General features: G+C 66.1%; 21 protein-coding genes. 9 read left to right on the plus strand and 12 right to left on the minus strand.

All coding sequences use genetic code 11. The features are described from left to right. The first annotated feature begins 63 nt into the window (after positions 1-63). The 6 genes from ACSF9G_RS16340 (at position 64) to ACSF9G_RS16365 (ending at position 6,992) form a co-directional block, all read left to right on the plus strand. Positions 64-1,065 (plus strand): hypothetical protein, encoded by a 1,002-nt coding sequence (locus tag ACSF9G_RS16340; protein WP_436643163.1) that lies wholly within the window; start codon positions 64-66, stop codon positions 1,063-1,065. A 90-nt stretch (positions 1,066-1,155) separates the two neighbouring features. Then, positions 1,156-2,937 carry an adenylate/guanylate cyclase domain-containing protein gene (locus tag ACSF9G_RS16345; RefSeq protein WP_436643164.1) on the plus strand — a complete coding sequence of 594 codons (1,782 nt, stop codon included), beginning with the start codon at positions 1,156-1,158 and terminating at the stop codon, positions 2,935-2,937. A 220-nt stretch (positions 2,938-3,157) separates the two neighbouring features. Then, the gene (locus tag ACSF9G_RS16350) at positions 3,158-4,018 is read left to right on the plus strand and encodes an FAD binding domain-containing protein (RefSeq protein WP_436643165.1); all 861 of its coding nucleotides are present in this window, start codon (positions 3,158-3,160) and stop codon (positions 4,016-4,018) included. After that, complete coding sequence (locus ACSF9G_RS16355) at positions 4,018-4,497, plus strand: (2Fe-2S)-binding protein (RefSeq protein WP_436643166.1); 480 nt, start codon at positions 4,018-4,020, stop codon at positions 4,495-4,497. The genes ACSF9G_RS16350 and ACSF9G_RS16355 overlap by 1 nt, the downstream gene beginning before the upstream one ends. Continuing rightward, positions 4,497-6,743, plus strand: coding sequence for a xanthine dehydrogenase family protein molybdopterin-binding subunit (locus tag ACSF9G_RS16360; RefSeq protein WP_436643167.1), 2,247 nt, complete (start codon positions 4,497-4,499; stop codon positions 6,741-6,743). Before ACSF9G_RS16355 ends, ACSF9G_RS16360 begins: the two co-directional genes overlap by 1 nt. 3 nt (positions 6,744-6,746) lie before the next feature. Beyond that, the gene (locus tag ACSF9G_RS16365; protein ID WP_436643168.1) at positions 6,747-6,992 is read left to right on the plus strand and encodes a MoaD/ThiS family protein; all 246 of its coding nucleotides are present in this window, start codon (positions 6,747-6,749) and stop codon (positions 6,990-6,992) included. Here the strand turns inward: ACSF9G_RS16365 and ACSF9G_RS16370 are convergent. Beyond that, a complete protein-coding gene (locus ACSF9G_RS16370; RefSeq protein ID WP_436643169.1) occupies positions 6,989-7,237 on the minus strand; it encodes a hypothetical protein in 249 nt (82 codons plus the stop codon). The genes ACSF9G_RS16365 and ACSF9G_RS16370 overlap by 4 nt on opposite strands. 235 nt (positions 7,238-7,472) lie before the next feature. On the opposite strand from ACSF9G_RS16370, the gene ACSF9G_RS16375 reads away from it, so the two are divergent. Together ACSF9G_RS16375 and ACSF9G_RS16380 are read left to right on the plus strand one after the other, a co-directional pair. Further along, a complete protein-coding gene (locus tag ACSF9G_RS16375; protein ID WP_436643273.1) occupies positions 7,473-8,999 on the plus strand; it encodes an arylsulfatase in 1,527 nt (508 codons plus the stop codon). Positions 9,000-9,265: 266 nt separating this feature from the next. Further along, positions 9,266-10,063 carry a hypothetical protein gene (locus ACSF9G_RS16380; protein ID WP_436643170.1) on the plus strand — a complete coding sequence of 266 codons (798 nt, stop codon included), beginning with the start codon at positions 9,266-9,268 and terminating at the stop codon, positions 10,061-10,063. A 66-nt stretch (positions 10,064-10,129) separates the two neighbouring features. Here the strand turns inward: ACSF9G_RS16380 and ACSF9G_RS16385 are convergent, their stop codons facing one another. Then, complete coding sequence (locus ACSF9G_RS16385) at positions 10,130-11,548, minus strand: DcaP family trimeric outer membrane transporter (protein WP_436643171.1); 1,419 nt, start codon at positions 11,546-11,548, stop codon at positions 10,130-10,132. Between the two features lie 221 nt (positions 11,549-11,769). Here ACSF9G_RS16385 and ACSF9G_RS16390 point away from each other — a divergent pair, with 221 nt between their 5' ends. After that, entirely contained in the window at positions 11,770-14,079 is a 2,310-nt protein-coding gene (locus ACSF9G_RS16390; RefSeq protein ID WP_436643172.1) for a tetratricopeptide repeat protein, read from the plus strand. A 57-nt stretch (positions 14,080-14,136) separates the two neighbouring features. On the opposite strand, the gene ACSF9G_RS16395 is transcribed toward ACSF9G_RS16390, so the two are convergent. The 10 genes from ACSF9G_RS16395 to ACSF9G_RS16440 are packed head-to-tail and all read right to left on the minus strand — an operon-like array spanning position 14,137 to position 24,009. Further along, positions 14,137-15,735 (minus strand): isochorismatase family protein, encoded by a 1,599-nt coding sequence (locus ACSF9G_RS16395; protein ID WP_436643173.1) that lies wholly within the window; start codon positions 15,733-15,735, stop codon positions 14,137-14,139. A 29-nt stretch (positions 15,736-15,764) separates the two neighbouring features. Further along, complete coding sequence (locus ACSF9G_RS16400; protein ID WP_436643174.1) at positions 15,765-16,613, minus strand: N-acyl homoserine lactonase family protein; 849 nt, start codon at positions 16,611-16,613, stop codon at positions 15,765-15,767. A gap of 30 nt (positions 16,614-16,643) precedes the next feature. Then, positions 16,644-17,525, minus strand: a complete 882-nt coding sequence (locus ACSF9G_RS16405; protein WP_436643175.1) for an amidohydrolase family protein — start codon at positions 17,523-17,525, stop codon at positions 16,644-16,646. Continuing rightward, positions 17,525-18,643, minus strand: a complete 1,119-nt coding sequence (locus ACSF9G_RS16410) for a vWA domain-containing protein (RefSeq protein WP_436643176.1) — start codon at positions 18,641-18,643, stop codon at positions 17,525-17,527. The genes ACSF9G_RS16405 and ACSF9G_RS16410 overlap by 1 nt, the downstream gene beginning before the upstream one ends. Beyond that, positions 18,640-19,521 carry an AAA family ATPase gene (locus tag ACSF9G_RS16415; protein WP_436643177.1) on the minus strand — a complete coding sequence of 294 codons (882 nt, stop codon included), beginning with the start codon at positions 19,519-19,521 and terminating at the stop codon, positions 18,640-18,642. The genes ACSF9G_RS16410 and ACSF9G_RS16415 overlap by 4 nt, the downstream gene beginning before the upstream one ends. Before the next feature lie 14 nt (positions 19,522-19,535). Further along, positions 19,536-20,558 (minus strand): xanthine dehydrogenase family protein molybdopterin-binding subunit, encoded by a 1,023-nt coding sequence (locus tag ACSF9G_RS16420; RefSeq protein ID WP_436643178.1) that lies wholly within the window; start codon positions 20,556-20,558, stop codon positions 19,536-19,538. A 1-nt stretch (position 20,559) separates the two neighbouring features. After that, positions 20,560-22,245, minus strand: coding sequence for a xanthine dehydrogenase family protein molybdopterin-binding subunit (locus ACSF9G_RS16425; protein ID WP_436643179.1), 1,686 nt, complete (start codon positions 22,243-22,245; stop codon positions 20,560-20,562). Position 22,246: 1 nt separating this feature from the next. Next, complete coding sequence (locus ACSF9G_RS16430) at positions 22,247-22,738, minus strand: (2Fe-2S)-binding protein (RefSeq protein WP_436643180.1); 492 nt, start codon at positions 22,736-22,738, stop codon at positions 22,247-22,249. A 3-nt stretch (positions 22,739-22,741) separates the two neighbouring features. Next, positions 22,742-23,548 carry an FAD binding domain-containing protein gene (locus ACSF9G_RS16435; RefSeq protein ID WP_436643181.1) on the minus strand — a complete coding sequence of 269 codons (807 nt, stop codon included), beginning with the start codon at positions 23,546-23,548 and terminating at the stop codon, positions 22,742-22,744. Further along, positions 23,548-24,009 carry an SRPBCC family protein gene (locus tag ACSF9G_RS16440; RefSeq protein ID WP_436643182.1) on the minus strand — a complete coding sequence of 154 codons (462 nt, stop codon included), beginning with the start codon at positions 24,007-24,009 and terminating at the stop codon, positions 23,548-23,550. The genes ACSF9G_RS16435 and ACSF9G_RS16440 overlap by 1 nt, the downstream gene beginning before the upstream one ends. Positions 24,010-24,017: the final 8 nt, after the last annotated feature.

Below are 24,017 nucleotides of genomic sequence, written 5' to 3' on the forward strand. Positions count from 1 at the left end.
GGGTTCTCCGGTGGTCTCCGCGCGCGTTATCTCGGCGGACTATCACAACCGGAGATGCCCGTCATGGCCGACAACGAGACGCAGACCAGCGAAGCCCCGATCCATGTCGAATCCGAGTGGGCGGATCTCAAGGAATGCGTCTATGGCTCGCCTGACACCTGGGTGCTGCCGGTCTTTCTCGACGACGTGAAGCTGCGCGCGCAGGGCGAATTCGGAAAGTTCTGGACGGCGAACCAGGGGCGCGACGTCAAGGAGGTCGCGCCCGAGCTGTTCGCCGAGTTCAGCGGACAGATCCAGGGTGCCATCGACCTCCTGGAAAAACTCGGCATCCGCGTGCACGTCGCCGGCCCGATCAGTCCGGAAAACCGTAAGTATCCGCGCGGCCAGGACCACGGCGTATCCACCGCGTGGATGCGCGATCCCTTCGTGACCATCGGCAACAACGTGATCGAGCTGGCGCCGCGCAGCCTGTTCCATCGCCGCCAGCGTTTCGCCATCCGGGAAATCCTCGCTTCGACCATAGAGCGGGGCGCACGCTATTTCGCGCAGCCCGACAGCGGCGCCGACGACTATCGCGACGGTAAGGGCTGGGGCTATCTCGAGGGCGGCGACGTCTTCGTGCTCGGCAAGCAGATTCTCGTCGGCCATTCCGGCGGCTGCAGCAACCCCGAAGGCGCGCGCTGGCTGCAGCATGCGCTCGGACCGGACTACAAGGTCGACGTGGTGCCGATCGACCCGATGTTCCCGCACCTCGATTGCGTGATGATGACGCCGCGCGAAGGCGTGGTCTTCACCAGTCTCGAGGCGTTGCCTGCGGGCCTGCCCGCCTTCATGAAGGACTGGGACGTGGTCGATGTGCCGAAAGCGCTCGCCAAAGCCCATATGGGCTGCAACAACTTCGTGCTGAACGATCGTCTCGTCGTCGTCCCGTCCGAAGAGCCGCTGGACGTGATCGCAAAGGCGCTCGAAGAGCGGAATTTCGAGGTGATCCGGATTCCCTACCGCGTGCCTTGCATGGTCGGCGGTTCGTTCCGCTGCGCCCATCAGCCGTTGATCCGACAGTAAGGCTCCGGGGCCGACCTGCAACGGAGGCGATAGACTAAGACGCGGCCCGTCCCTAGAGTTGGCTAACAAAACTCGATTGGGAGGAGGGCCTTGGTTCAGGAGCGCGTCCAGCGGCGCCTTGCCGCGATCCTCGCTGCCGACATGGTGGGCTATTCGCGCCTCATGCGGGCCGACGAGGAAGGCACGATCGAGCGGCAGAAGGCCCTGCGCCGCGACCTGATCGATCCGGAGATCGCCGGGCACGGCGGCCGCATCGTCAAGACCATGGGCGATGGACTGCTCGTCGAGTTTCCCTCCGTCGTCGACGCGGTCAAGTGCGCGGTGGCCGTCCAGGAGGCGATGACCGAACGCGAAGCGACGATTCCCGAAGATTTGCGGATCCGCTACAGGGTCGGGATCAACCTGGGCGATATCGTCATCGAGGACGCGGATATCGTCGGAGACGGCGTCAACGTCGCAGCGCGCCTCGAAGGCCTCGCCGAGCCGGGCGGCCTCTGCATCTCCGATCTGGTCTATCGCAGCGCTCATGGCGGCCCCGGTCTTCGGTTCGAGGATCTGGGCGATCAGCAACTGAAGAACATCCCGGAGCCGGTACGGGTCTGGCGATGGAGACCGGAAGACAAGGGGAACGGGAAGTCCCCCGAGGTCTCGCCCGGCGCGACGCCCGCCTTGCCCGACAAACCGTCCATCGCGGTTCTGCCCTTCACCAACATGTCGGGCGACCCGGAACAGGAATATTTCGCCGACGGCATGGCCGAGGACATCATCACCGAGCTGTCCCGCCTGCCATGGTTCTTCGTCATCGCAAGAAACTCGAGCTTCACCTACAAGGGCCAGCCAGTCGACGTCACGAAGGTGGGGCGGGAGTTGGGCGTGGCCTATGTTCTGGAAGGAAGCGTCCGCAAGGCCGGCAACCGGCTGCGCATAAACGCGCAGCTGATAGACGCGGAAACCGGAAATCACATCTGGGCGGAGCGCTACGACCGCGAGATTGCCGACATCTTCGATATTCAGGACGAGATCAACCAGGCGATCATCAACGCGGTCGCGCCGGAACTCGTCTCCGCCGAGCAGAAGAAGACACGGCAAAAAGACCCGGCCCAGCTGAGCGCCTGGGAATGCGTGATGCGCGGCCGCGCCCATGTCTGGAAGCTTGGCCGCGAAGACGCCCGGATCGCGCGCCGCCTGTTCGAACAGGCCATAGCCCTGTCGCCCGGCAGCGGGCTGGGCGCGAGCGACCTGGCGCTGGTGCATTTCCTCGATGCCTTCTATGGCTGGAGCCGTTCGCGCGAACAGTCCTTCAAGGATATGGTCAAGACTGCGGAGAACGCGGTGGCGATCGACGACACCGATCCGATGGCGTTGACGATCCTGTCCTGGGCCTACACCTTCGCCTACCAGTGGGACGAGGCGCTCTCCACGATCGACCGCGCGATCGCACTAAGCCCCAACTTTGCCCCCGCCATCGGACTCCGCGGGGCGATCCTGGCCTGCGCGGACGAACCCGATCTCGCGATTGCGACGGTGAGGGAAGCCATCCGGTTGAGCCCGCGCGACGGGTTCATGCCCTACTGGCTGATGGGGCTGTTCTGGGCCTATCACTCGATTCAGGACTACGAGCAAGCGGTGCTGACCGCGCAGCACGCGGTTCGCGTCGCGCCCGACAATCCGACCTTTCGCCGCCAACTGCTCGTCGCCAACCATATGCTCGGCCGGAAGGCCGAAGCCGCGGCCGCGCTTGCCGACTACCTGGCGCTGGATCCGAAGGCCACGGTTGACGACTCCCGGATCATCCCGTCCCGGAACAAGCAGCACCTCGAGCGCTATATCCAGATACTGATCGATGCCGGTGTGCCCGAAAAATCCGCGTGAGATCCTGTCGCGAATATCGTGACGAGGTGACGCGCGGATATGGTTTGGTCTACCGCGGTCGAGCACAGGGATCTGACGGAGGCTGCGACCATAAGACAGCACGTCGTTCCCTTGCCCGTGTCGCCGCGTCATTCGACAATGAACGAATATGGCGCGACGACGTTCGGCCTAGTAAGGTGGCGCCGTCGCGGATCTGAATTCAAATCAAGGGGAAGCGTTGATGCGCTACGTGGCGCCCGAAACGATTGAAAGCGCGGTCGGAATTCTTGCCGGGGAAACCGGCACCGCTCACGTGCTGGCCGGCGGAACCGACCTTCTGGTGCGGTTGCGGTCCGGAGCCACCGAGCCGGACCTTATGCTCGACATCAAGCGCATTGCCGGCATGCGGACGATCGCCGAGGAAGATGGCGGTTTTCGGATTGGCGCCGGTGTCTGCGCCGCCGAGATGGGCGAGCACGCCAGCCTCAAGGCTGCCTGGCCGGGGGTGGTCGAGGCCGCCGAGTTGATCGGCTCGACGCAGGTCCAGGGCCGCGCCACCGTCGCCGGAAATCTCTGCAATGCGTCGCCCGCCGCCGACAGCGTCCCGGCGCTGGTCGCAGCCGGCGCGATCGCGCGCATCGCCGGGCCCGATGGAACGCGAGAACTCCCGGTCGAAGCCGTGCCGCAAGGCCCCGGCAAGACTGCCCTGCAGCGTGGCGAATTCATCGCGTCCATCTTCCTGCCCAAGCCTGCGCCGCAGTCCGGCGACGCCTATCTGCGCTTCATACCGCGCACGGAGATGGACATTGCCGTGGTCGGCTGCGGGATTGCCGTCACGCTGGATGAAAGCGGCGTCTGCACCGCCGCTCGCGTCAGCCTCGGCGCCGTCGCGCCGACGGTCCTGCTCGTCGAGGACGCGGCCAAGACGCTGATCGGCACGAATATCGACGATGTGGCTTTGGATCGTCTGACCGAAGCCGCCTCCGCCGCCTGCCGTCCGATCGACGACAAGCGCGGCACCGTCGCCTTCAGAACCCAAGTTGCCGGCGTCCTCGCGCGCCGCGTCGCGGTCGTCGCGCGCGACAGAGCCCGGAGTAAATGATGAGTCAGATTCACGTTACCGCCACCATCAATGGCGACGTCACCGAATTCCTCTGCGAGCCCGACGAGACGCTTCTGGACGTCTTGCGCGATCGCCTCGGCCTGACCGGTTCCAAGGAAGGCTGCGGCACCGGCGACTGCGGCGCGTGCTCCGTCACGGTCGACGGCCGTCTTGTGTGCTCCTGCCTGATGCTCGGTGCCGAGGCGGACGGTGCCAGGGTCGATACGATCGAGGGTATGGCCGACGGCGAGACCCTGCATCCGTTGCAGCGCAAGTTCCTGGACCATGCCGCCTTGCAGTGCGGGATCTGCACGCCGGGCATTCTGGTCGCGGCCAAGGCGCTGCTCGAGCGCAATCCCGATCCGACCGAGGAAGAAACCCGATACTGGCTTGCCGGCAACCTTTGCCGTTGCACCGGCTATGACAAGATCATCCGTGCCGTTCTGGATACGGCCGCCGAGATGAGGGAGGCGCGCTGATGCTCGACAGACCAACCCCGGAAAGCCGCGTGTTCAAGGTTGTCGGCACCAGGCCGGTTCGCCCCGACGGCATCGACAAGGTCACCGGCCGCGCCCGCTTCGGCGCCGACATGACCGCACCCGGCGCGCTCGTCGGGCTGGTCCTGCGCAGCCCGCATGCCCATGCCCGGATCCGGTCGATCGACGCCTCCGAGGCGGAAGCGCTGCCGGGCGTCAAAGCGGTCGTCACACGGGCCGATTTCGCCACAGCGCAAGATCCCGACGACGACACGCTCGACAATTGCATGGCCGGCGAGAAGGCGCTCTATGACGGGCACGCGGTGGCGGCCGTCGCCGCCGTCAACCGGTCGGTCGCGCGCAAGGCGCTCAAGCTGATCAAGGTCGACTATGAGGTGCTTCCGCACGTCACCGATGTCGACGAGGCGATGAAGCCCGGAGCCCCGATTCTGCACGAGGGGCGGGCCAGCGAGACCGTGCCGGAGGGAATGTCGGCCAACGTCGTCGACCGCTTCCAGTTCGGTCACGGTGACGTCGAGGCGGGCTTCGCCGCGGCCGACCGTATCGTCGAGCGGACGTTCAGGACCGCGGCCACGCATCAAGGCTATATCGAGCCGCATGCCTGCCTCGCCACGATGGGCGGCGACGGGCAGGCCGATCTGTGGTGCTGCACGCAGGGCCATTACATGGTGCGCGAAGCCTGCGCGGCGATGCTGGGGATCGAGCTCGGCAGGCTGCGTGTTACCGCCTCGGAGATCGGCGGCGGGTTCGGCGGCAAGACGACCGTCTTCCTCGAGCCGGTGTCGCTGGCGCTGGCGCGCAAATCGGGCCGGCCGGTGAAGATGGTGATGAGCCGCGAGGAAGTGCTGCGCGCGACCGGACCGACCGCGTCGACGTCGATCGACGTGAAGATCGGCATGAAGGCGGACGGCACGATCACCGGCGCTCGTGCCGAGCTGCGCTATCAGGGCGGCGCCTATCCCGGTTCGCCGGTCCAGTTGGGCGCCATGTCCGCCTTCGCCCCCTATGACCTCCAGAACGTCAAGACGATCGGCTGGGACGTTGTCACCAATCGGCCGCGCCAGGCCGCCTATCGTGCGCCGGGCGCGCCGATGGCCGCGTTCGCGGTCGAGTCCGTCATCGACGAACTAGCCAAGGGATTGGGCCTCGATCCGATCGAGGTTCGCCTGAAGAACGCGGCACAGGAAGGCACCCGTTCGTCCTATGGACCGACCTTCCAGCAGATCGGCTGTGCCGCGACGCTCGATGCGGCCAAGTCGCACCCGCACTGGTCGGCGCCGCTCGGCCCCAACCAGGGCCGTGGCGTGGCCTGCGGCTTCTGGTTCAACTTCGGCGGCAATACCTGCGTTTCGCTCAACATCAATGCGGACGGCACGGTGAGCCTGTCGGAAGGCAATCCGGATATCGGTGGATCGCGCGCCTCTATGTCGATGATGGCCGCAGAAGAACTCGGCGTTCCTTATGAGAAGGTGCGCACCGTCATCGCCGACACGGGCGCGCTGGGCCTGAACGACGTTACCGATGGCAGCCGGGTCACCTTTGCCGTCGGTCTCGCCACCATCGAGGCCGCGCGCGCCGCGATCCACGAGATGTGCGGCCGCGCCGCCAAAATATGGGGGATCGATCCCGACGCGGTCGTCTGGGAGGACGGCGCGGCACGGCCTGCCGGGCCGAATGCCGGACAGTTCCCGCCGATGACGCTCGCCGAGATCGCGGCCGTCGCGTCGAATACCGGAGGTCCGATCGCCGGCCATTTCGAGGTGAACGCCGAAGGGGCGGGCGTGAGTTTCGCCACCCATATCGTCGACGCCGAGATCGACCCAGAGACCGGCGCGGCGAAAATACTGCGCTATACGGTCGTCCAGGATGCCGGGAAGGCGGTCCATCCTTCCTATGTCGAAGGCCAGTTGCAGGGCGGTGCGGTTCAGGGAATCGGCTGGGCGCTGAACGAGGAATACATCTACGGCTCGGACGGGCGGCTGCAGAACCCGGGCTTCCTCGACTATCGCATTCCGGTCGCCTCCGACCTGCCGATGATTGACACGGTCGTGCTCGAGATCCCCAATCCGGGACATCCCTACGGCGTCCGCGGCGTCGGCGAAACCTCGATCGTGCCACCGTTGGCTGCGGTCGCGAACGCGGTCTCCGAAGCCGCCGGGGTGCGTCTCGCGGAGCTGCCCATGTCGCCTCCGCGCGTCCTGGCCGCGATGGAGGCCGCACGGACCTGATCGATGGTCAAGGTGGTTGTCTGGGGCTCCCTGCAAGCGCTCGCGGAAGGCAAGGCCGAGGTCGAGGTCGAGGCGGAGACGCTTCGCGAGCTCCTGCAACGGCTCGGCGAACTCTACCCCGGCCTCGAGCCGCAGCTGAAGCGGGGGATTTCAGTCGCGATCGACGGCCGTATCTATAACGATTCCTGGTTCAAGACGGTCGCTCCGGACAGCGAGGTCGTGCTTCTGCCGCGCCTGAGCGGCGGTTAGGTCGCGCGGAATCGTCTCGGTTGCTCAATCGTGCGAGTGGGGCGAGCGCCAAGGGACCGGAGCAGCCGGCGGTCGCTGCCGGCGCTCTCGCTGTGCAACCTGAGTTGCAGCCCATTGGTCGCGAAGAGCGAGAACGCGGCGGGCTGGATCGACCATGCGGCGAAAAACCCGAATGTCGTATCGCCGTTCAGGGTCTCGACGAGCGGCCGCAATGTCGAGGCCCGTGTAATTTCGACGTACTTCACAAATCAAAATCCCGGGGGCTGCCTAATTGCCGCGTCGCTGAATGACGTTTCCTCTCCTGCCTCTGGGGCGGTGGACGGAATATTTTGTCTTGATAGCGCAATTGCGCTCCAAATTCTGTCATTTTGCAATTATATTTCCCGGCTAATATACGTAGATAAGGTTATTTAAAAAGGGAGGTCCGCCGTGTTCCGAATAATGCGAACGCTTTCTGCTGCAACGTTGATTGCCGCCGCAATGATCTGCGGGGCGAGTGCCCAGGACGCAGAGAAACCCAATATCCTCGTCATCTGGGGCGACGACATCGGCACCTGGAACATCAGCCATAACAACCGCGGCATGATGGGCTACGAGACGCCGAATATCGATCGCATCGCGGACGAGGGCCTGTCCTTTACCGACTACTATGCACAGCAGAGCTGCACCGCCGGGCGCGCCGCGTTCATCGGCGGCAGCGTTCCGGTGCGCAGCGGCATGACGAAGGTCGGTCTTCCCGGCGCCGAGCAGGGCTGGCAGGAGACCGACGTGACCATGGCGACGGTCCTGAAATCGCAAGGCTATGCGACCGGCCAGTTCGGCAAGAACCACCAGGGCGACCGCGACGAGCATCTGCCGACAAATCACGGATTCGATGAATTCCTTGGCAATCTCTATCACCTGAACGCCGAGGAAGAGCCGGAAAACCGCGACTATCCAGGCGACAAGGTGCTTGCCAACGGCAGGACGTTCCTTGATCAGTTCGGCCCGCGTGGCGTCCTGCACACCTACGCCAACGAAGACGGGACCCAGACGATCGAGGATACCGGACCGCTCACCAAGAAGCGGATGGAGACCATCGATGACGAGACGGTCGCCGCCGCCAAGGACTTCATCATCCGCCAGAACCAGGAGAACAAGCCCTGGTTCGTCTGGTGGAACGGTACGCGGATGCACTTCCGCACGCACGTCAGGGAAGAGCACACCGGCATTTCCGGGCCGAGCGGTGACGAGTATCACGACGGCATGGTGGAGCACGACATGCATGTCGGCGAGCTTCTCGACCTGCTCGACGAGCTTGGCATCGCCGACAATACGGTGGTGATGTATTCGACCGACAACGGTCCGCACTACAATACCTGGCCAGATGCCGGCACGACGCCGTTCCGCAGCGAAAAGAATTCGAACTGGGAAGGCGCCTACCGTGTTCCGACCTTCGCGCGCTGGCCCGGCCGCTTCCCCGCCGGCGAGACGCTCAACGGCATCGTCGCGCATGAGGATTGGCTTCCGACCTTTGCCGCGATCGCCGGCGCTCCCGACATCAAGGAGCAGCTCCGCGAGGGTGTCGACCTTAATGGCCGCCGCTATCGCAACTACATCGACGGCTACAACATGCTCCCCTACTTCTCCGGCGAAGCGGACGAGTCGCCCCGCCACGAGTTCTGGTACGTCAACGACGACGGCCAGATCGTCGCGGCCCGTTACGACGACTGGAAGATCGTGTTCCTAGAGAACCGCGGCCAGGCCTTCGGCGTGTGGCGGGAACCGTTCACCGAACTGCGGGTGCCGCTGATTTTCAATCTGCGCCGCGATCCGTTCGAGAAGGCCCAGCACAACGCCAACATCTATGATGACTGGCTGTTGGACCGCGCGTTCGTGATCGTTCCGGTCCAGGCTTTGGCAGCGCAGTTCCTGCAGACCATGAGCGACTATCCGCCGAGCCAGACGCCGGGTTCCTTCAATCTCAGCGCTATCGAGGCGAAGTTGAAGGAGGGCATGGGCAGATAGACCCATCCAGTTCGACTCAACCGCAATTAGCGGGGCCGGGCTTGCCCGGCCCCGTCGGTCGTGAGGCGCGGACACGTCGGGGGAGTAGGTCGAATGTGTCCGCGGCTCGGTGTTCCAACGGGAGTTGCAGAAATAGCGCAGTCGCGCGGAACATGCGATCGACAATTACCCGTCTCTGTATCTGTCGGTCCGCTTGGCGGTAACTTTCGAGTGACTTGAGCGGTTCTCTCCTGTGACGAACAGGGGGTAGGGGGAGAGTTTCAAAGATGCGGTTGAATCATTGCGCAAGGGTGGCGGTCCTGACGGCCGGATTGGCGGTGGCCGGAACCTCGCACGGGCGGGCGGCAGATATCGCGACGGTTCCGGAGACCGTCGTCGTCGAAGAAGTCGCCCCGGCATGGACGTTCGTCGTGGCACCTTACTTCTGGTTGGCGGGACTCTCCGGTGACGTGGCCTCCTTCGGCGCACCGCCGGTCAATGTCGATGTCAACTTCTCCGACATTCTCGATGCGCTCGATTTCGGCGGGATGGCTGTCGCCGAGGCCCGTTACGGCCGGTTCAGTTTTTCCGCCGACTTGCTCTACCTGAAGGTCTCGACGGACAAGGCGACGCCGTTCGGCATCATTGCCAGCTCGGTGGGGCTCGGCAACGAGACATTCGAGCTCTCCGCGCTGGCCGGCTATGCCCTCATCGACACCCCCAATGGCCACCTGGATATTGTCGGCGGCGCCCGGGTATGGTCGGTCGATAATTCGTTGTCGTTCTCCGGCGGCATCCTGAACGGCCGTCGGGTCTCCGACAGCGCCACCTGGGTCGACGCCCTGGTGGGCCTGAGGGGACGAGCCAATATTACCGAGAGAATTCACCTGACGGGCTGGGCCCTTGCAGGCGCCGGAGCGGCGGATTCCGATTGGGATCTCTTCGGTGGCATCGGCTATTCCTTCAACGATCGCTTCTCTGCCGTGCTCGGCTATCGCGCCGCTGGCGTCGACTACAGCGACGGCCCGTTCCTGTTCGATGTCGTCATGCAGGGCCCGGTCGCCGGGGTCGTGTTGAGGTTCTGATCGCCGATACCGTGTAACGACGGGGAGCCGGATACCGACGGGGCGCGGGCGCACCGGCTTCTGCCGTCAGAACCGCCTGGTAACCTCGAAGGTGCCTGCCCAGGCGCCTTGCGCATCCTGTATGCCGGGGATCGACGGGGCGAGATCGAAGCCGCGATAGTAGATCCGGCCATAGTGGATATCCAGCATGAACGTGGTGCGGGCCGTGGGTTGCCACTGCGCGTTCGCGAAGCCCTCCAGGCTGGCGACGTCGAGGGCGGCGGGAACGGCGGGCAGGCCTTTCAGCGCGGTGCCGACGGTGCCGTAGTCCGTGCGCGAATAGCCAGCGCCGAAAGACGTCGAGACCCGCGGCGACCAGTAATGCGTGAGCGATGACACCACGGACCACTTGCGGATATCGTCAAGGATGCAGTTCGCGGTCCCGCATCGCCCCCAGACGATCTCGGTACTGCTTCCGTAATCGTCCTGAAGGTACTGGCTGGCGCCCTTGGTGTAGTTCGCCAGCAAGGTGAACTTGTCCCCGTCTCCGCTGGGCAGATCGAGCGCGAGGCCCGCCAGAAACGCGAAACCCATGGACGTGTCCCTCGACCCCGGCACCGGCGCCCCGCCGGTCGTCAGCATCTCGGCGTAGCTGTTCTGGTGCAGGGCGGCGGATAACTGAGCGGAGCCGGTCCCGGCCCTGCCCCATTTCAGGGCCGCCACCAGGTCGGGCACGTTGTTTTGGTCGTTCGACACCGAAAACGCGGTCGCCGACGCGGGAACGATCGGCACGTTTGGCCCCAGGCCTACTATCGCCGCCGGCGGCGTGTTGTAGTTCTGGTCCTCGATGGCGAGGGCAAACGAGAATTCGCGGCCGAACGTCTGCGTATATCGGATCTGGTTGCGCCGTATGGCCGTCGAGTTGTCGCCGACGACACTGTAGGGATCGGAATAGGACGGTCCGGACGCCTGATGAAGGAACGTCGACCACGTCTTGCCCAATGTCCAGTTGCCGAACTGGACGTAGGCATGCCTCAGGCCGAAAGGCCCTCCGGTACGCGTCTCGTTGTCGGTCGCTTCGATTTCGACGAGTCCACGCACGGTGCCGTATTCGGTATCCGCGCGCACTTCGGTGTGCAGTCGGCCCTCGCTGTACATCTCAATGATATCGCTGCGCGATTGGGCGTTGATCGTTGGCACGACGCCACTCGGGGCGACGGAATTGCCGTCGACGGCGATGTTCTTGACGACGTATCCGTTCGTGCCGATCCAGTTCCTGCCGACCGCGCTCATATCGAACCGCACGAAACCGCCGAACTTCATGCAGATGTCGGTTTGCGGCACGGTACGCAACCCCTGCGCTTCGCAACGATCGACGACTTGCCGGCTTGACGGGAGGGTATCGAGATCCGCGGTAAGGCCGATGCCAGGCATCAGGACGAGCGCTGCCGCCGTGCCCGCGACACTGATCGGCCATCGTCGCTGTTGTCTGAACGGATCGATCATCGCTGGGGCAATCCGCCGCTATTAGAATGAAGGTATCGCGTCGCCGCCGACCCGCCAACATAGACGAACGCGGGGCGGGGGAGCGCGAACATGAGTGACCCAAGCACTTTATTCGCAAAAACATGATTCCTTGGAAGCACCGATCCCGCATGCCAGAATACGTTCCGTCATCGAAAATTGCGACGCCGGCACGCGCGTTCGGCAGACAAAGAGTAGCGAAAATGCCGAACTCTCGATCCTCCGAATCCTGGACACTGCTTGGGGGGACAATCGGCGTGGTCTTCCTCGTCCTCGCGGTCGGCTTGGCCTGGTCCGGCGATGCCGCCGGCTCGGATGACGTTCCGGCCGCGACGATGCCCGCTCAAATGTCGGAGCGGGCGGACTACGTGGCGGACAGCGTCTGCGCAACCTGCCACGCCGCCGAGACCGAAGCCTGGTCGGACTCGCACCATGCCCATGCGATGGAACCGCCGACCGAGGACACCGTTCGCGGCGATTTCGACGACGTCACCTTCGAAAGCCCCTCCGGCCACTACCGCTTCTTCCGCCGCGACGGCGGCTATTTCGTCGAAACGGAAGGCCCCGACGGCAAGACCGCCACGTTCGAGGTCGCCTACACATTCGGCTGGACGCCGCTTCAGCAATATCTCGTCGCGCTCGATCGCGGCCGGCTGCAGGCGTTGTCGGTTGCCTGGGATACCGAGAGGAAGCGGTGGTTCGATCTCGCGGAGGAGCCGGTGGCGCCGGGCGATGCGCTGCACTGGACCGGGCGCGAGTACAATTGGAACTTCCGCTGCGCCGACTGCCATTCGACCGACCTTCGACGCAACTACGACCTCGAGACCGACAGCTACGAGACGACCTATTCGGCCGTGAATGTCGGTTGCCAGGGCTGCCACGGCCCCGGCAGCGCCCATGTCGCCTGGGCCGAGGAAAATCCCGCCGGCGGCGACTACGGTCCGGGCACGGATATCGGCCTGGTGACGGATCTGAAAGCCGGAAATCAAATCGGCACCTGCGCGCAATGCCACTCGCGACGGCGGCAGATCACCGACCACAACGTTGCCGGCGAGCCCTTTCTCGATCACTACACGCCGTCGCTCCTACAGGGTGGTCTCTACTTTCCGGATGGTCAGATCGATGACGAGGTCTACGTCTACGGCTCCTTCCTGCAGAGCCGGATGAACGCGAAGGGCGTTGTCTGCACGGACTGCCACGAGCCCCATTCCGGCGCGCTCCTTGCCGACGGCAACGCCGTATGCACCGCCTGCCACAGCGAGACGCCGCCGGAACGCTTCTCCAGCATCAGGCCGCTCGCCTACGACTCGCCGGCTCATCACTTCCACGACGAAGGCAAGCCGGGATCGTTCTGTGTCGACTGCCACATGCCGGAGCGCACCTACATGGTCGTCGATCCGCGCCGCGATCATTCCTTCCGCATCCCGAGACCCGACCTCGCCGCGATGACGGGTGCCCCCGATGCCTGCACCGGCTGTCATTCGGACAAGGCGGCGTCGTGGGCCGCGGACAGGATCGCGGAATGGTATGGCCCTGACCGCCGCAACGAACCGCATTTCGGCGAGACGCTGGCGCTCGGGCGCTCCGGCGCGCCGGGGGCGGGCGAACGGCTCGCCGCGCTCGCGACCGACCGGGACCAGCCGGCGATCGCACGTGCCACGGCGGTGGAGATGCTGCGCGCCTATCTCGACGAGGTGACAGGCCCTTCGGTCGTGGCCTCGCTTGAGGATCCCGACCCCATGGTTCGCGCCGCGGCGCTGGAGAGCCTGGAAGGCATTCAGCCCGACGCGCGTGTCGATCTTGCCGCGCCGCTGCTGGACGATCCGGTGCGCTCGGTCCGGATCATGGCGGCACGCGTGTTGGCGCCGGTCCCGGCCGAGACGTTCCTTGGAGACCGCCGCGGCGCCTACCAGGCGGCCGTGGACGAGTACGTCGCCTCGGAGCTGGCCGCGGCCGAACGCCCGGAATCCCATCTGAATCTCGGAGGCTACTGGGCCGAGCGCGGCGATGCCGGCAAGGCCGAGGCCGCGTACCGCACCGCCCTGCGTCTGGCGCCGGATTTCATTCCCGCGATGATCAATCTGGCCGAGCTCCAGCGCGCGCTCGGCAACACGAGCGAGGAAGCCACGCTGCTGGAACGGGCCTATCTGGCGGAGCCTGACAACGCCGCCGTGGTGCACGCGCTGGGCCTCCTGCGGGTGCGGCAGGGCCGCCGCGAGGACGCGCTTCCCCTTCTCGCCGAAGCTGTCGAACAAGCGCCCGAATCCGCCCGCTACGCCCACGTCTATGCGGTGGCGCTGGAGTCGCTCGGAAACCCGCAAGCCGCCCGGGAAGTCCGGGAGACGGCCCTGGAGAACCATCCCTATGACGTCGATCTGCTCGCGGGATTGCTGCGCGACCAGCTGAACGCCGGCGACCGGGACGGCGCGCGCGATACCGTCGACAGGCTTCTCGCGCTCAGGCCGCAGGACGCCGAACTGGCACGCCTTAAGGCGCAGCTCGACGCACGGTAGATCAGCGATTGGTCCTGGCCGTGCGGCGGTCCCGATCGCAGCGAACTGACCGCCCGCTTATCCGCCCAGCGCGCGGATCACCTCGTCCACGTTCGTCACGGCGGCCACGTTCTGCATCGCATAGTCGATGGAGGCGCGGTGCCAGTCGGCATTCATTGTCGAGCAGGCGTCTTCCGGAATGATCATCACATAGCCCTTGTCGGCACCGGTGCGCGCCGTGTGCTCGATCGACATATTGGTCCACGCGCCGGTCTCGATCAGGATGTCGCGGCCCTGTGCCTTGAGGATCGTCTCGAGGTTGGTGCCCTCCCAGGCGCTCATTCGCGTCTTGCGCACGACGTGATCGCCGGGCCTAGCCTCGAGACCGGGAACCGGCTGCGCGCCCCAGCTGCCCTCGACCATGGCGTTGGCCTCGACGAGGCCTTCGAAAAGCGGCGCGTTGAGCGTGACCCCGGCGTGGCCGGGCGGGCATACGAACCAGACGTGGATCACCGGAATGCCGAGTCTGCGGCAGTGCTCGGCCAGACGCGCGGCATTGGCGATGGCGTTCTGCTCGCGGCAGTGCTGCGGCGATCCGGATTCGGCGAAGGCGCCGCCGTCCATCACCACGTCGTTCTGCATGTCCTGGATGATGAGCGCGCAGCGCGAGGGATCGAGGCTGAGGCTTGTGTCGGCGGCCGGGGAGGGCGCCGCGCCGGAGCCGCCGGATGCAGGAACAGATGCCGTCGGTCCGCTGCCCGCGTCGGCGCGCATGAACGGTTCGTTGCACGGTCCGATGATCGTGTCGACGGCATAGACGGACGTGCTGGCGCAGACGAAGAGCGTGCGCCAGGTCTCGCCGCCCCAATGCAGGTTCGCGGGCAGTTCGGGGATCGATACCTTGCCGATCAGCTGGCCCTGCGGGTTGTAGACCCACAGGCCGCCCGGCGCCGTGACCCAGACATTGCCGGACTGGTCGCATTTCATGCCGTCGGGCACGCCCGGTTTCAGGCTGTCCTTGATGCCGGAGGCGAAAATGCGGCCGTTGCGCAGCGATCCGTCCGCCTCGACGTCGAAGACCCGAATGTTGGTCTGCTCGGTATCGTTGACGTAGAGCAGCCTGCCATCCGGCGAGAAGCACAGCCCGTTCGGCATCGAGAACATGAAGCGGTCGACGAGCAGGTCCGGGTCGCGGCCCTCGCGTCCCGGCCGGATGCGGAACACGCCCTGCCAGCCGAGTTCGCGCGGCCGCTCCACCCCGTAGTGGGGCATTCGCCCGTACCAGGGGTCCGTGAAGTAGATCGAGCCGTCGGGTCCGACGCACAGGTCGTTCGGACTGTTGAGCTCCTTGCCCTCGAAATGGGAGGCCAGCACCTCGCGGCGCCCGTCCGGTGTGAATCGCGCCACCGAGGACGTCGAATGCTCGCAGACCAGCAGGTTCAGGCCGGCATCGTAGGTCATGCCGTTGCCCTTGTTGGAGGGCCGCATGACCTCGCGCACGCCCGACCGGTCCCAGCGGCGTCTGACGTCGGCCGGCATGTCGGAAAACAGCAGGTAGTGATCGCGGGGGTGCCAGATCGGCCCCTCGGTGAACGTGAAGCCTGTGCCGATCTGGCGCACCGGCGCGTGTTCGTCGATCAGGTTGCGGAACTCCGGCCGCAGCGCTTCGTGGGCCATGACGGGTCCTCCCTCAACAATGCGGTCGGTCAGGCGGGAAACCACTCACGGCGCGGAACGGTCTCGGTGATCGGACCGGGAACCTGCATGCCGAGGCGGCCGACGACCTGATCCGCCTCGATCTTGGCCGGACGGTCGTGGATGGGGAGCAGGAACTTCGATCCGTTCAGCAGCTTCTTGATGGCCGCCTTCTCCTCGCGCTTCGACACCGAATGGTTGCCGGTGACGCGGGGCTCGTGATTGTGGATTTCGTTCAGCGGATTCACGACCTGGTCGTTGAAGTCGTAGATCACGTCGCCGCAGATCGTCGCCCGGCCCTCGGCCGTCTCCACATGGATGTTCATGGAGCCCTCGGTATGGGCGCCGGCCCAGTCGAGCGTCACGCCGGGGATCAGCTCGATCTCGCCGGTGAGCTCCGTGTCCTCCAGCCGGAGCGCGTCCTTGGTGTGCAGCCGTTCGATCAGGTGCTGGATGTCCGGCTTCGGGTATTGCGGGTGCATGAGGCCCGACACCGAATGCTCGAGTTCGCGGCGATTGAGGACCACGGTGGTGGTCATCGGGAAATGGTCGTCCTTGCCGGCGTGGTCGATATGCAGGTGGGTGTGACAGACATAGCGGATATCGCCGGGCTTCAGTCCGTGCCGGGCGAGCTGGTTCTCGATCATGTTCTCGTGGAACTGGAGGCCGCGCATGCCGAGCGTCTCCATGATCGCGTTGTCGCGATAGCCGGTGTCGACGACGATCGGGTATTTGCCCCCGGTGATCAGGAAGCCGTAGGTGTAGACGCGCCGCGTGCGGCCGCAGTCGCGGCCGAGCACCAGGAAGCTCGACTCGAGCTCTATGTCCCCATAGTCGAGGATTTGGATTTCAAGCGCCATGTCGATTCCCTCCCTTTGGCGTCTGTTCGCTCACAGCCGGTAGATCCGGCTTGCTGTGTCGTGGAAGATCGCGGTCCTGCGCGCCTCGCTCATGTCGGCGGTCGCGGCCAGATACGCGTCGAGAAGCGTGCTGTAGTTCGTCCAGAGCTTCTCGATTGGGAAGTTCGAGCCGAACAGGCAGCGCTTGGCACCGAAGATCGCGGCCGTCTCCTTCACCATCCAGGCGATGTGGTCCGCGTCATTGCGATGGATGAAGGTGCCGAAGGCGGACAGTTTGGTGACGACGTTGGGCCGTTTGGCCAGCTTCTTCATGGCGGCCCGCCATGTCGCCCGGCCGTCGTCGGACAGGTCTTCCAGCATGCCGGCGTGCTGCAGCACGAAGGTCACGTCAGGACAGGCGTCGGCGAGTTCACAGGCGCTGTCCATCTGGCCCGGGAACACCTGCAGATCGAACGTCCAGCCGTAGTCGGCGAGCCGCGCGACGTTGCGCTGGACATCCCGGTCGCGGGCGACGTCGGGGGTCGGTGCGAAGCGATAGAGCGGATTCTGGTGCCAGTGGAACTGCTGGCGGATGCCGCGCATCAGCGGAAAGGACGCCAGCCGGTCGAGATCGGCGCGCGCGTCCGGCTGGCTCATGTTGCAGAAGCCGACGATGCCGTGCGGCCATCCCGTGCGGTTAGCGGTGTCCTGCACCCAGGCGACCTCGTCGACGAACCAGTTCGGGGCCCAGTTCGCCTGCACGTAGACCGACTTGGTCACACCGGTGTCGGCGATGTCGTCGAGGAATTCCTCGATCGGGTAGTCGCGCTTGATGCCGTCATAGGGGCCGAAGATGCGCGGTTGGGTGGGCCCGAGCAGCCATGGCAGATCGGTCTGGCGCCAGATGTGATGGTGTGCGTCGACAATCCGCATTAGGCCGCCCTCCCGGCGAACTGGAGGACTTCCTCGCACATCGCCGCGATGCCGGCCGCGCTGCCGAAACGGGTGACGTGCGGGGCGATCCCCTCCATGGCCTCCGTCCGGGGCACGAACGCTGTGCTCGGTGTTGCCAGAGGGGTCAGCCACAGAATCTTCCAGGCAAGTCGCCGCAGCCGCGCGATCGCCTCGTTCAGCGTCGCGGGATCGCCACGCTCGAGGCCGTCGGACACGACGATGACCAGCGCGCCGCGCGCGAAGCCCGCGAAGCGCGGGACCGCCAGGAATGCTTGGAGAGCGTCGCCGATCCGGGTGCCGCCGTCCCAGTCCGCGACTAGTCCCGCGGCATTGGCCAGTGCCTGGTCGGGATTGCGGTGCCGAAGCGCCGGCGTGACCCGGGTAAGGCGCGTGCCGATGGTGAAGGCCTCATAGCGCTCGGCCGCGCGCATCAGCGCGTGCGCGAAACGCATCGCGCCCTCGGTCTCCGCCTTCATCGACCCCGACACGTCGATAAGCAGCAGCACGCGGCGCTGGCGCAAGGCCCGCTCGCGGGTGGGCAGTTGCAGCAGTTCGCCGTCGCGGCGCACCGCCTGGCGCAAGGCGCGCCGCAGGTCCGGCTGTCCGCTGGACTTCGCAGTCACGCGCCGGCGCGAGCGGCGCCGTGGCAGCGCTTCCGGCGCCGACCGGCGCAGGCGGACGAGGGCGGCCGTATCCTCACGCTCGCCGAAGGCGCGCCGCGACAGGATTTCGGCGCCAGATGCCTCGCCGCCGGACTCCTCCGTCTCCTCCGCCTCGGGCGGCTCCGCCCCTCCCTCGCGGGCGTCGTAGGCCTGGACCTCGTCCTCGTCTCCCGCCTGCGCGGCCGCCGCGATCGTCTGGCCGAGGAAGACCATGCGGAACAGGGCATCGAATTCGTCCCGGCGCTCCGGCGGCGGGGCGAGGGTGGCGACTGCCGCCCTGTGAATGTCCTGCATGCCGCGCGGGCCGAGCAGCCCGACGCCGGCGATGAAGTCCTGCGTCTGTTCCGGCGCGACGGCGAATCCGTTCGCCCTGAGCGCCTGCGCGAAGGCGATGAACGGCTCGGCCGCGCGGGGGAGGCTGGAGGCCGTGCTCATGCCGCCGCCTCCTGCAGCAGCGCGTCGAGCCGGTCGCTGAGAAAGGTGATGTCGTCCTGGTCCTTGAGCGCCACGCCGATTGCGCGTCTGAACGCCTGGGGCCACGGTGCGCCCTGTTCGTGCAGGACCGTGGCCGCTTCCGCCCACTCCACCGTCTCGGCGACGCCCGGCGGCTTGGCGAGCGGTTCGTCCCTGAGCGCCCCGACGGCGCGGACCACCTTGTCTGCGGTGTCGCGCGCGACCGCGCTGGCGCGCATCATCACGATCTGCGCCTCGCGCTCCGGCGCCGGATAGCCGATCCAGCAGTAGACGCAGCGGCGACGCAGGGCTTCGTGCAGCTCGCGCGTCCGGTTGGACGTGAGCACCACGACCGGATTTTCCTCCGCGCGGATCGTGCCGCGCTCGGGGATCGAGATCGAGAAGTCCGACAGGAACTCGAGCAGGAAGGCTTCGAATTCGTGGTCGGAACGGTCGACCTCGTCGATCAGCAGAACGGTGTCCCTGGGATTGCGCAGGGCCTCCATCATCGGCCGTGAAATCAAGAAGTCGTCGGCGTAGATGTTGACGTATTCGTCGCCCGCCTGCCGGATCGCCAGCATCTGCCGCGGATAGTTCCATTCGTATAGCGCGGCCGCCGCGTCGATGCCCTCGTAGCATTGCAGGCGGACGAGCTGACGCCCGAGCACGGAGGCGATCGCCTTCGCCGCTTCCGTCTTGCCGACGCCGGGCGCGCCCTCCAGCAGGAGCGGCTTGCCGAGGGCGAGCGCCAGATAGGCGGCGGTCGCGAGCTCGTCGCCGGCGAGATACTGCGCGGCCTGCAGGGCCGCCGTGAGGGCGTCCGGGCTGTCGATGCCGACGATGGACCGCGTGATCGCCACCGCTTCTTGCCTTCCTACCGCCGCGCCTGCGGCCGTGCGCCGCCGTTGGCCTTCAGGCCCCGCAGGATCTTCTCGGGCGTGATCGGCAGATCGTCGACTCGCACGCCCACAGCGTTGTAGACGGCGTTGGCGACCGCCGGCAGGACGGGATTGGCGCACATCTCCCCCGGCCCCTTGCCGCCATAGGGGCCGTCCTCGGCCGGGCGTTCCAGCACGGCGATGTTGTGCGGTGCGATGTCGCCGGGACCGGGCATCGTATAGGTGTTGAAGTCCACCGGCCCGTGCGAGCGGTCGGGATAATAGGGCTCGGTCGTTTCCCAGGCGGCGTGGCTCATCCCCATCCACGCCCCGCCGGTAAGCTGCTGCTCCACCAGCTTGGGATTGAGCGCCCGGCCGACTTCGTAGGCGCTGTTGATCTCGATCACAGACAGCTCACCAGTCTCGTCGTCCACCTCCACTTCCGCGATTAGGGCGGCATGCGCGAAGCAGGAAACCGGTGTCATTTCTCCGGTCTCGGGGCTGACGTCCGACATCGGGATCAGGAAGATGCCGCGTCCCGACACCGTCTTGCCCTGCTTGAACTGGGCGGCGCCGCAGGCCGCCGCGGTGGTGATCGAGCGCGATGGCGCGCCCTTTACCTGGATATTGCCCTTGCCGTCCGTCTCCAGGTCCGACGCGTTGACCTCAAGCTCCTCCGCAGCGGCCTCCAGCATCACCGCGCGGGCCTCCTGCGCCGCCTGGATGACCGCGTTCCCGACACGGTGCGTGCCGCGCGAGGCGAAAGAGCCCATGCAATGGGGGCCGGTGTCGCTGTCGGCGGTGTCGACATAGACGTCCTCGACCGGAACGCCGAGCGTTTCGGCGGCGATCTGGCGGGAAACGGACTTCATGCCCTGCCCCAGGTCGATCGAGGACAGGGCGACCATGAACTTGCCGTCGGGATTGGAGTGGACCAGGGCCTGGCTCGGATCGCCGCCGAGATTCATGCCGATCGGATAGTTGATGCAGGCAAAGCCCTTGCCGCGGTGTTTTGCCATGTCAGCGTCTCCTCAGGCCGGAAACAGACGAGAACCGCAGTGGTGCGCGGGTCGTGCCCTGGGAAGGCGCCGGCTGCGCGGGAGCCGGTGCCGGGGAGGGCGGTGTCGGTGAAGGCGGGGTCGATGCGGGTGGTGGCGCGCTCGGCGCCGCCGGTTGGGAAACCGGGGGAGGCGAGGGCTGCACGGGTGCCGGCTGAACCGGGGCAGCCTGGTCGGTCGGCTGGCCGCTCGCCGCATAGCTCTGATGGGCGTAGCCCTCGATGCGGCCGTTCTCGTCGAGCGCCGTATAGTTCGGGATCTGGCCGCGCTCGCCGCCGCCTCCGGTCAGCGAGGTTTCGCGCCGGGCTGTGTCGTGGATCCGCCACGACGCCTTTTCGGCGGCGACCTGGCAGCACTCTACCAGCGCGGTGTTCTTGGCGAGGCGCCGGTGCGCCTTCATGTCGCCGTCGCGGTAGGCGTTGAGAATGCGCAGCTCGATCGGGTCCATGCCGACGGCTTCGGCCACCTTGTCCATATGCGCTTCGATGGCGAAGTCGACGCCGGTGATGCCGAAACCGCGCATCGCGGTTGCCGGCGTGCGGTTGGTGAAGACGCAATAGACGTCGGCATGAACATTCGGGATCGTGTAGGGGCCGGGCAGGTGGCCGACGCATTTGATGATCGCGTAGCTCGATAGTCGCGTGTAGGCGCCGGAGTCGAAATAGCCGCGGAACTGGCGGGCGACGAGGCGCCCGTCGTTCATGACGCCGTCCTTGATGTACCAGCGCTCGGCCCCGCGCGGCGCCCCGACCTGCATCTCCTCGACGCGGTCGAACATGTACTTGACCGGTCGGCCCGTGAGCATGGTGCCGAGGATCGCCAGCGGCTCGTGCAGGCTGTCGACCTTGCCGCCGAAGCCGCCGCCAACCGTGCCGCCGATGAAATGCAACCGGCTCGATGGCATGTTGAGCAGCTTGGAGGCCGTGCCGAGCGAGAAGAACAGCGCCTGCGTGCTGGTGTAGCAGACGTAGCGATCGTTCGTTTCCGGCGCCGCGATCGCGCCGCAGGTCTCGGTCGGCGCCTGCTCGATCGGTGACATCTGGTAGCGGCCTTCGATCACGTGATCGGCGGTGCGGAACGCCGCCTCGACGTCGCCGTAGCGCAGCTTCTGGTGGTCGTACTTGCCGTGGTAGACGAAGGCGTTCTTCGGATAGGTCTCGTTGACCGAGGGCGCGCCGGACTTGATCGCCTCCTCGACGTCGAGGACGTGCGGCAGAACTTCCCAGTCGACGCGGACCTTGGCGCAGGCGTCGCGCGCCTGGCGCTCCGTCTCGGCGATGACTGCGGCGACGGGCTCGCCCTTGTAGGCGACCTTCTTCGTCGAGATGAGCGGCTCGTCGTCGAGACCAAAGTCGAGCAGGCTCAACAGCGTATTGAGATTGTTCGGTACGTCCTTACCGAGCACGATCCGTTTCACCCCCGGCATCCGTTCGGCTTCCGACGTGTCGATCGATCGGATGCGGGCGTGGTGATGCGGGCTCCTGACGCAGCGCAGGTGCAGCAGTCCGTCGAACAGGTGGTCGTCGTAGAACGGCGACCGGCCGGTGACGTGGCCCATCATGTCCTGGCGCTGGGTCGGCTTGCCGATCTCGTTGAGATTGTCGTCGCGCTCGTCGGCGAACAATTCCTTTCGAAACTCGATCGCCATGTCAGCCTCGCGCGTAGCTAGATCCCGATGCGGCGTTCGCGGCATCGAGGATTGCGTTGATGATCGCTTCGTAGCCGGTGCACCGGCAGATGTTGCCCGAGATTGCCTCGACGACATCTTCGCGGGTCGGGCGCGGGTTGCGGTCGAGCAGCGCCTTCGCGGCGATCAGCATGCCCGGCGTGCAGTAGCCGCACTGGGCCGCGAAGTGGCGCATGAAGGCATCCTGCAGCGGATGCAAAGCCGCGCCGTCGGCAAGTCCCGCCACGGTGGTGACGGCATGGCCGTCGACCGTCTCCGCCAGCGTCAGGCAGGACAGGCGCGGCTCGCCGTCGATGAGGACGGTGCAGGTGCCGCAGGTGCCCTGGCCGCAGCCGTATTTCGGGGTCAGGTCGCCGACCCCGCGGCGAAGTACGTCGAGTAGGTTCTGTCCATCCTCGACGAAGGCGGCCTTCTCGTCGCCGTTGAGGCGGAACTGAACGGGTTTCTTAGCCATTGCTCAGGCCCTCCCCAGAAGCAAGCGCCTGAGATGGACCGGCGCCACCTCCCGGCGGTACCAGTCGCTTGCCAGCGCGTCGGTCGGCGGGTTCATGCCGTCGGTTGCCAGCGATGCGGCGCGCGACACGCTTGCCTCGTCGAGGCTTCCGCCTTGCAAGGCCTGCTCGGCGGCAAGGGCGCGGGTCGGCACCGGGTTCATGTTGTTGAAGGCGATGCGGGTCTCGCCGCCGCCGGGTCTGCCGATCCTCGCGGCGATCGAGATCAGGGCTGCGCCTTTCGGCTTGACCCGCGTCACCTTGAGGAAGCGGAACGCGCTGGGATCGCTGATCCGGGGAACGCTGACGGATCGGACGATCTGGTTGCGATAGCGGTCCCGGTTCGAAAGAAACTCGTCGATCACGACCTGGTCACCATGGCCGGCGAAGTGGATCGTCGCGCCGAGCGCGAGCAACGCCGTGGTCATCTCGCCGAAGGGGGACCGGGCGAAGAGGTTGCCGCCGATCGTCGCTGCGGTGCGCACGGCCGGTCCGCCGATACCGCGCGCGACGGGGGCAAGGAAGGCCAGCTCGCGGTGGGCCATGATCTCGTTCATGGTGCAGGCGGCGCCGACGACGATGGCATCGCCCTCGGGGCGGATGTCCTTGAGGGCCGGATCGGTCGCCCGGATGAGGGTATCGAACGACGGGTTCGCCTCGTTGACGGCCCTCATGAGCAATGTTCCGCCGGCGAAGAACCGTGCCGCGGAATTGGCGGCGAGGGATCGGGCCGCTTCGTCCAGGCCCGCGTAGGTTTCGACGCGTACTGGCATCACGCTTCTCCCGTCTCGGCCGGCGCGAGGCCCATATGCTCGCGCACGGCGGCAAAGCCGCCCTCGTAGATCTGTTCGCCGACCATGGTCGCGAGTTCCTCCTCGCGTCCGGCGGGCGTGTCGAACCGCGACTCCCAGTACCAGAAGGCCCGGTCGCCGTCCGTCACCGGTACTAGCCGGACATGGGCGACGTAGTTGAGCAGCGGCACCGGCGTATCCAACAGGCAGTAGGAAAACGCCATGTCCGCGTCCGACAGTGTCAGCAACTGCTCGCGCAGCTCCGAGCCGTCGACCAGATGGAAACGCCGTACGCAGCCGATCTTGTCGGAGGGCAGGCCGCGCTCGATGGCGCTGTCGGCGACCGCCGGGTGCCATTGGTCGTGACCGTTGAAGTCGCGAAGCACCTCCCATACCGCCTCGACGGGGGCGTCCATGATCGTGCTCTTGACCACCTTCACCATGGCGTGGC

This window comes from Microbaculum mangrovi (assembly GCF_051390635.1).
GTDB lineage: Bacteria > Pseudomonadota > Alphaproteobacteria > Rhizobiales > Tepidamorphaceae > Microbaculum.

Bases quoted from the DNA above. Each gene is read 5' to 3' on its own strand.
- ACSF9G_RS16340 (WP_436643163.1), top strand. From the start codon at position 64: ATGGCCGACAACGAGACGCAGACCAGCGAAGCCCCGATCCATGTCGAA.
- ACSF9G_RS16350 (WP_436643165.1), top strand. From the start codon at position 3,158: ATGCGCTACGTGGCGCCCGAAACGATTGAAAGCGCGGTCGGAATTCTT.
- ACSF9G_RS16355 (WP_436643166.1), top strand. From the start codon at position 4,018: ATGAGTCAGATTCACGTTACCGCCACCATCAATGGCGACGTCACCGAA.
- ACSF9G_RS16360 (WP_436643167.1), top strand. From the start codon at position 4,497: ATGCTCGACAGACCAACCCCGGAAAGCCGCGTGTTCAAGGTTGTCGGC.
- ACSF9G_RS16365 (WP_436643168.1), top strand. From the start codon at position 6,747: ATGGTCAAGGTGGTTGTCTGGGGCTCCCTGCAAGCGCTCGCGGAAGGC.
- ACSF9G_RS16375 (WP_436643273.1), top strand. From the start codon at position 7,473: ATGATCTGCGGGGCGAGTGCCCAGGACGCAGAGAAACCCAATATCCTC.
- ACSF9G_RS16380 (WP_436643170.1), top strand. From the start codon at position 9,266: ATGCGGTTGAATCATTGCGCAAGGGTGGCGGTCCTGACGGCCGGATTG.
- ACSF9G_RS16385 (WP_436643171.1), bottom strand. From the start codon at position 11,548: ATGATCGATCCGTTCAGACAACAGCGACGATGGCCGATCAGTGTCGCG.
- ACSF9G_RS16390 (WP_436643172.1), top strand. From the start codon at position 11,770: ATGCCGAACTCTCGATCCTCCGAATCCTGGACACTGCTTGGGGGGACA.
- ACSF9G_RS16395 (WP_436643173.1), bottom strand. From the start codon at position 15,735: ATGGCCCACGAAGCGCTGCGGCCGGAGTTCCGCAACCTGATCGACGAA.
- ACSF9G_RS16400 (WP_436643174.1), bottom strand. From the start codon at position 16,613: ATGGCGCTTGAAATCCAAATCCTCGACTATGGGGACATAGAGCTCGAG.
- ACSF9G_RS16405 (WP_436643175.1), bottom strand. From the start codon at position 17,525: ATGCGGATTGTCGACGCACACCATCACATCTGGCGCCAGACCGATCTG.
- ACSF9G_RS16410 (WP_436643176.1), bottom strand. From the start codon at position 18,643: ATGAGCACGGCCTCCAGCCTCCCCCGCGCGGCCGAGCCGTTCATCGCC.
- ACSF9G_RS16420 (WP_436643178.1), bottom strand. From the start codon at position 20,558: ATGGCAAAACACCGCGGCAAGGGCTTTGCCTGCATCAACTATCCGATC.
- ACSF9G_RS16425 (WP_436643179.1), bottom strand. From the start codon at position 22,245: ATGGCGATCGAGTTTCGAAAGGAATTGTTCGCCGACGAGCGCGACGAC.
- ACSF9G_RS16430 (WP_436643180.1), bottom strand. From the start codon at position 22,738: ATGGCTAAGAAACCCGTTCAGTTCCGCCTCAACGGCGACGAGAAGGCC.
- ACSF9G_RS16435 (WP_436643181.1), bottom strand. From the start codon at position 23,548: ATGCCAGTACGCGTCGAAACCTACGCGGGCCTGGACGAAGCGGCCCGA.
- ACSF9G_RS16440 (WP_436643182.1), bottom strand. From the start codon at position 24,009: ATGGTGAAGGTGGTCAAGAGCACGATCATGGACGCCCCCGTCGAGGCG.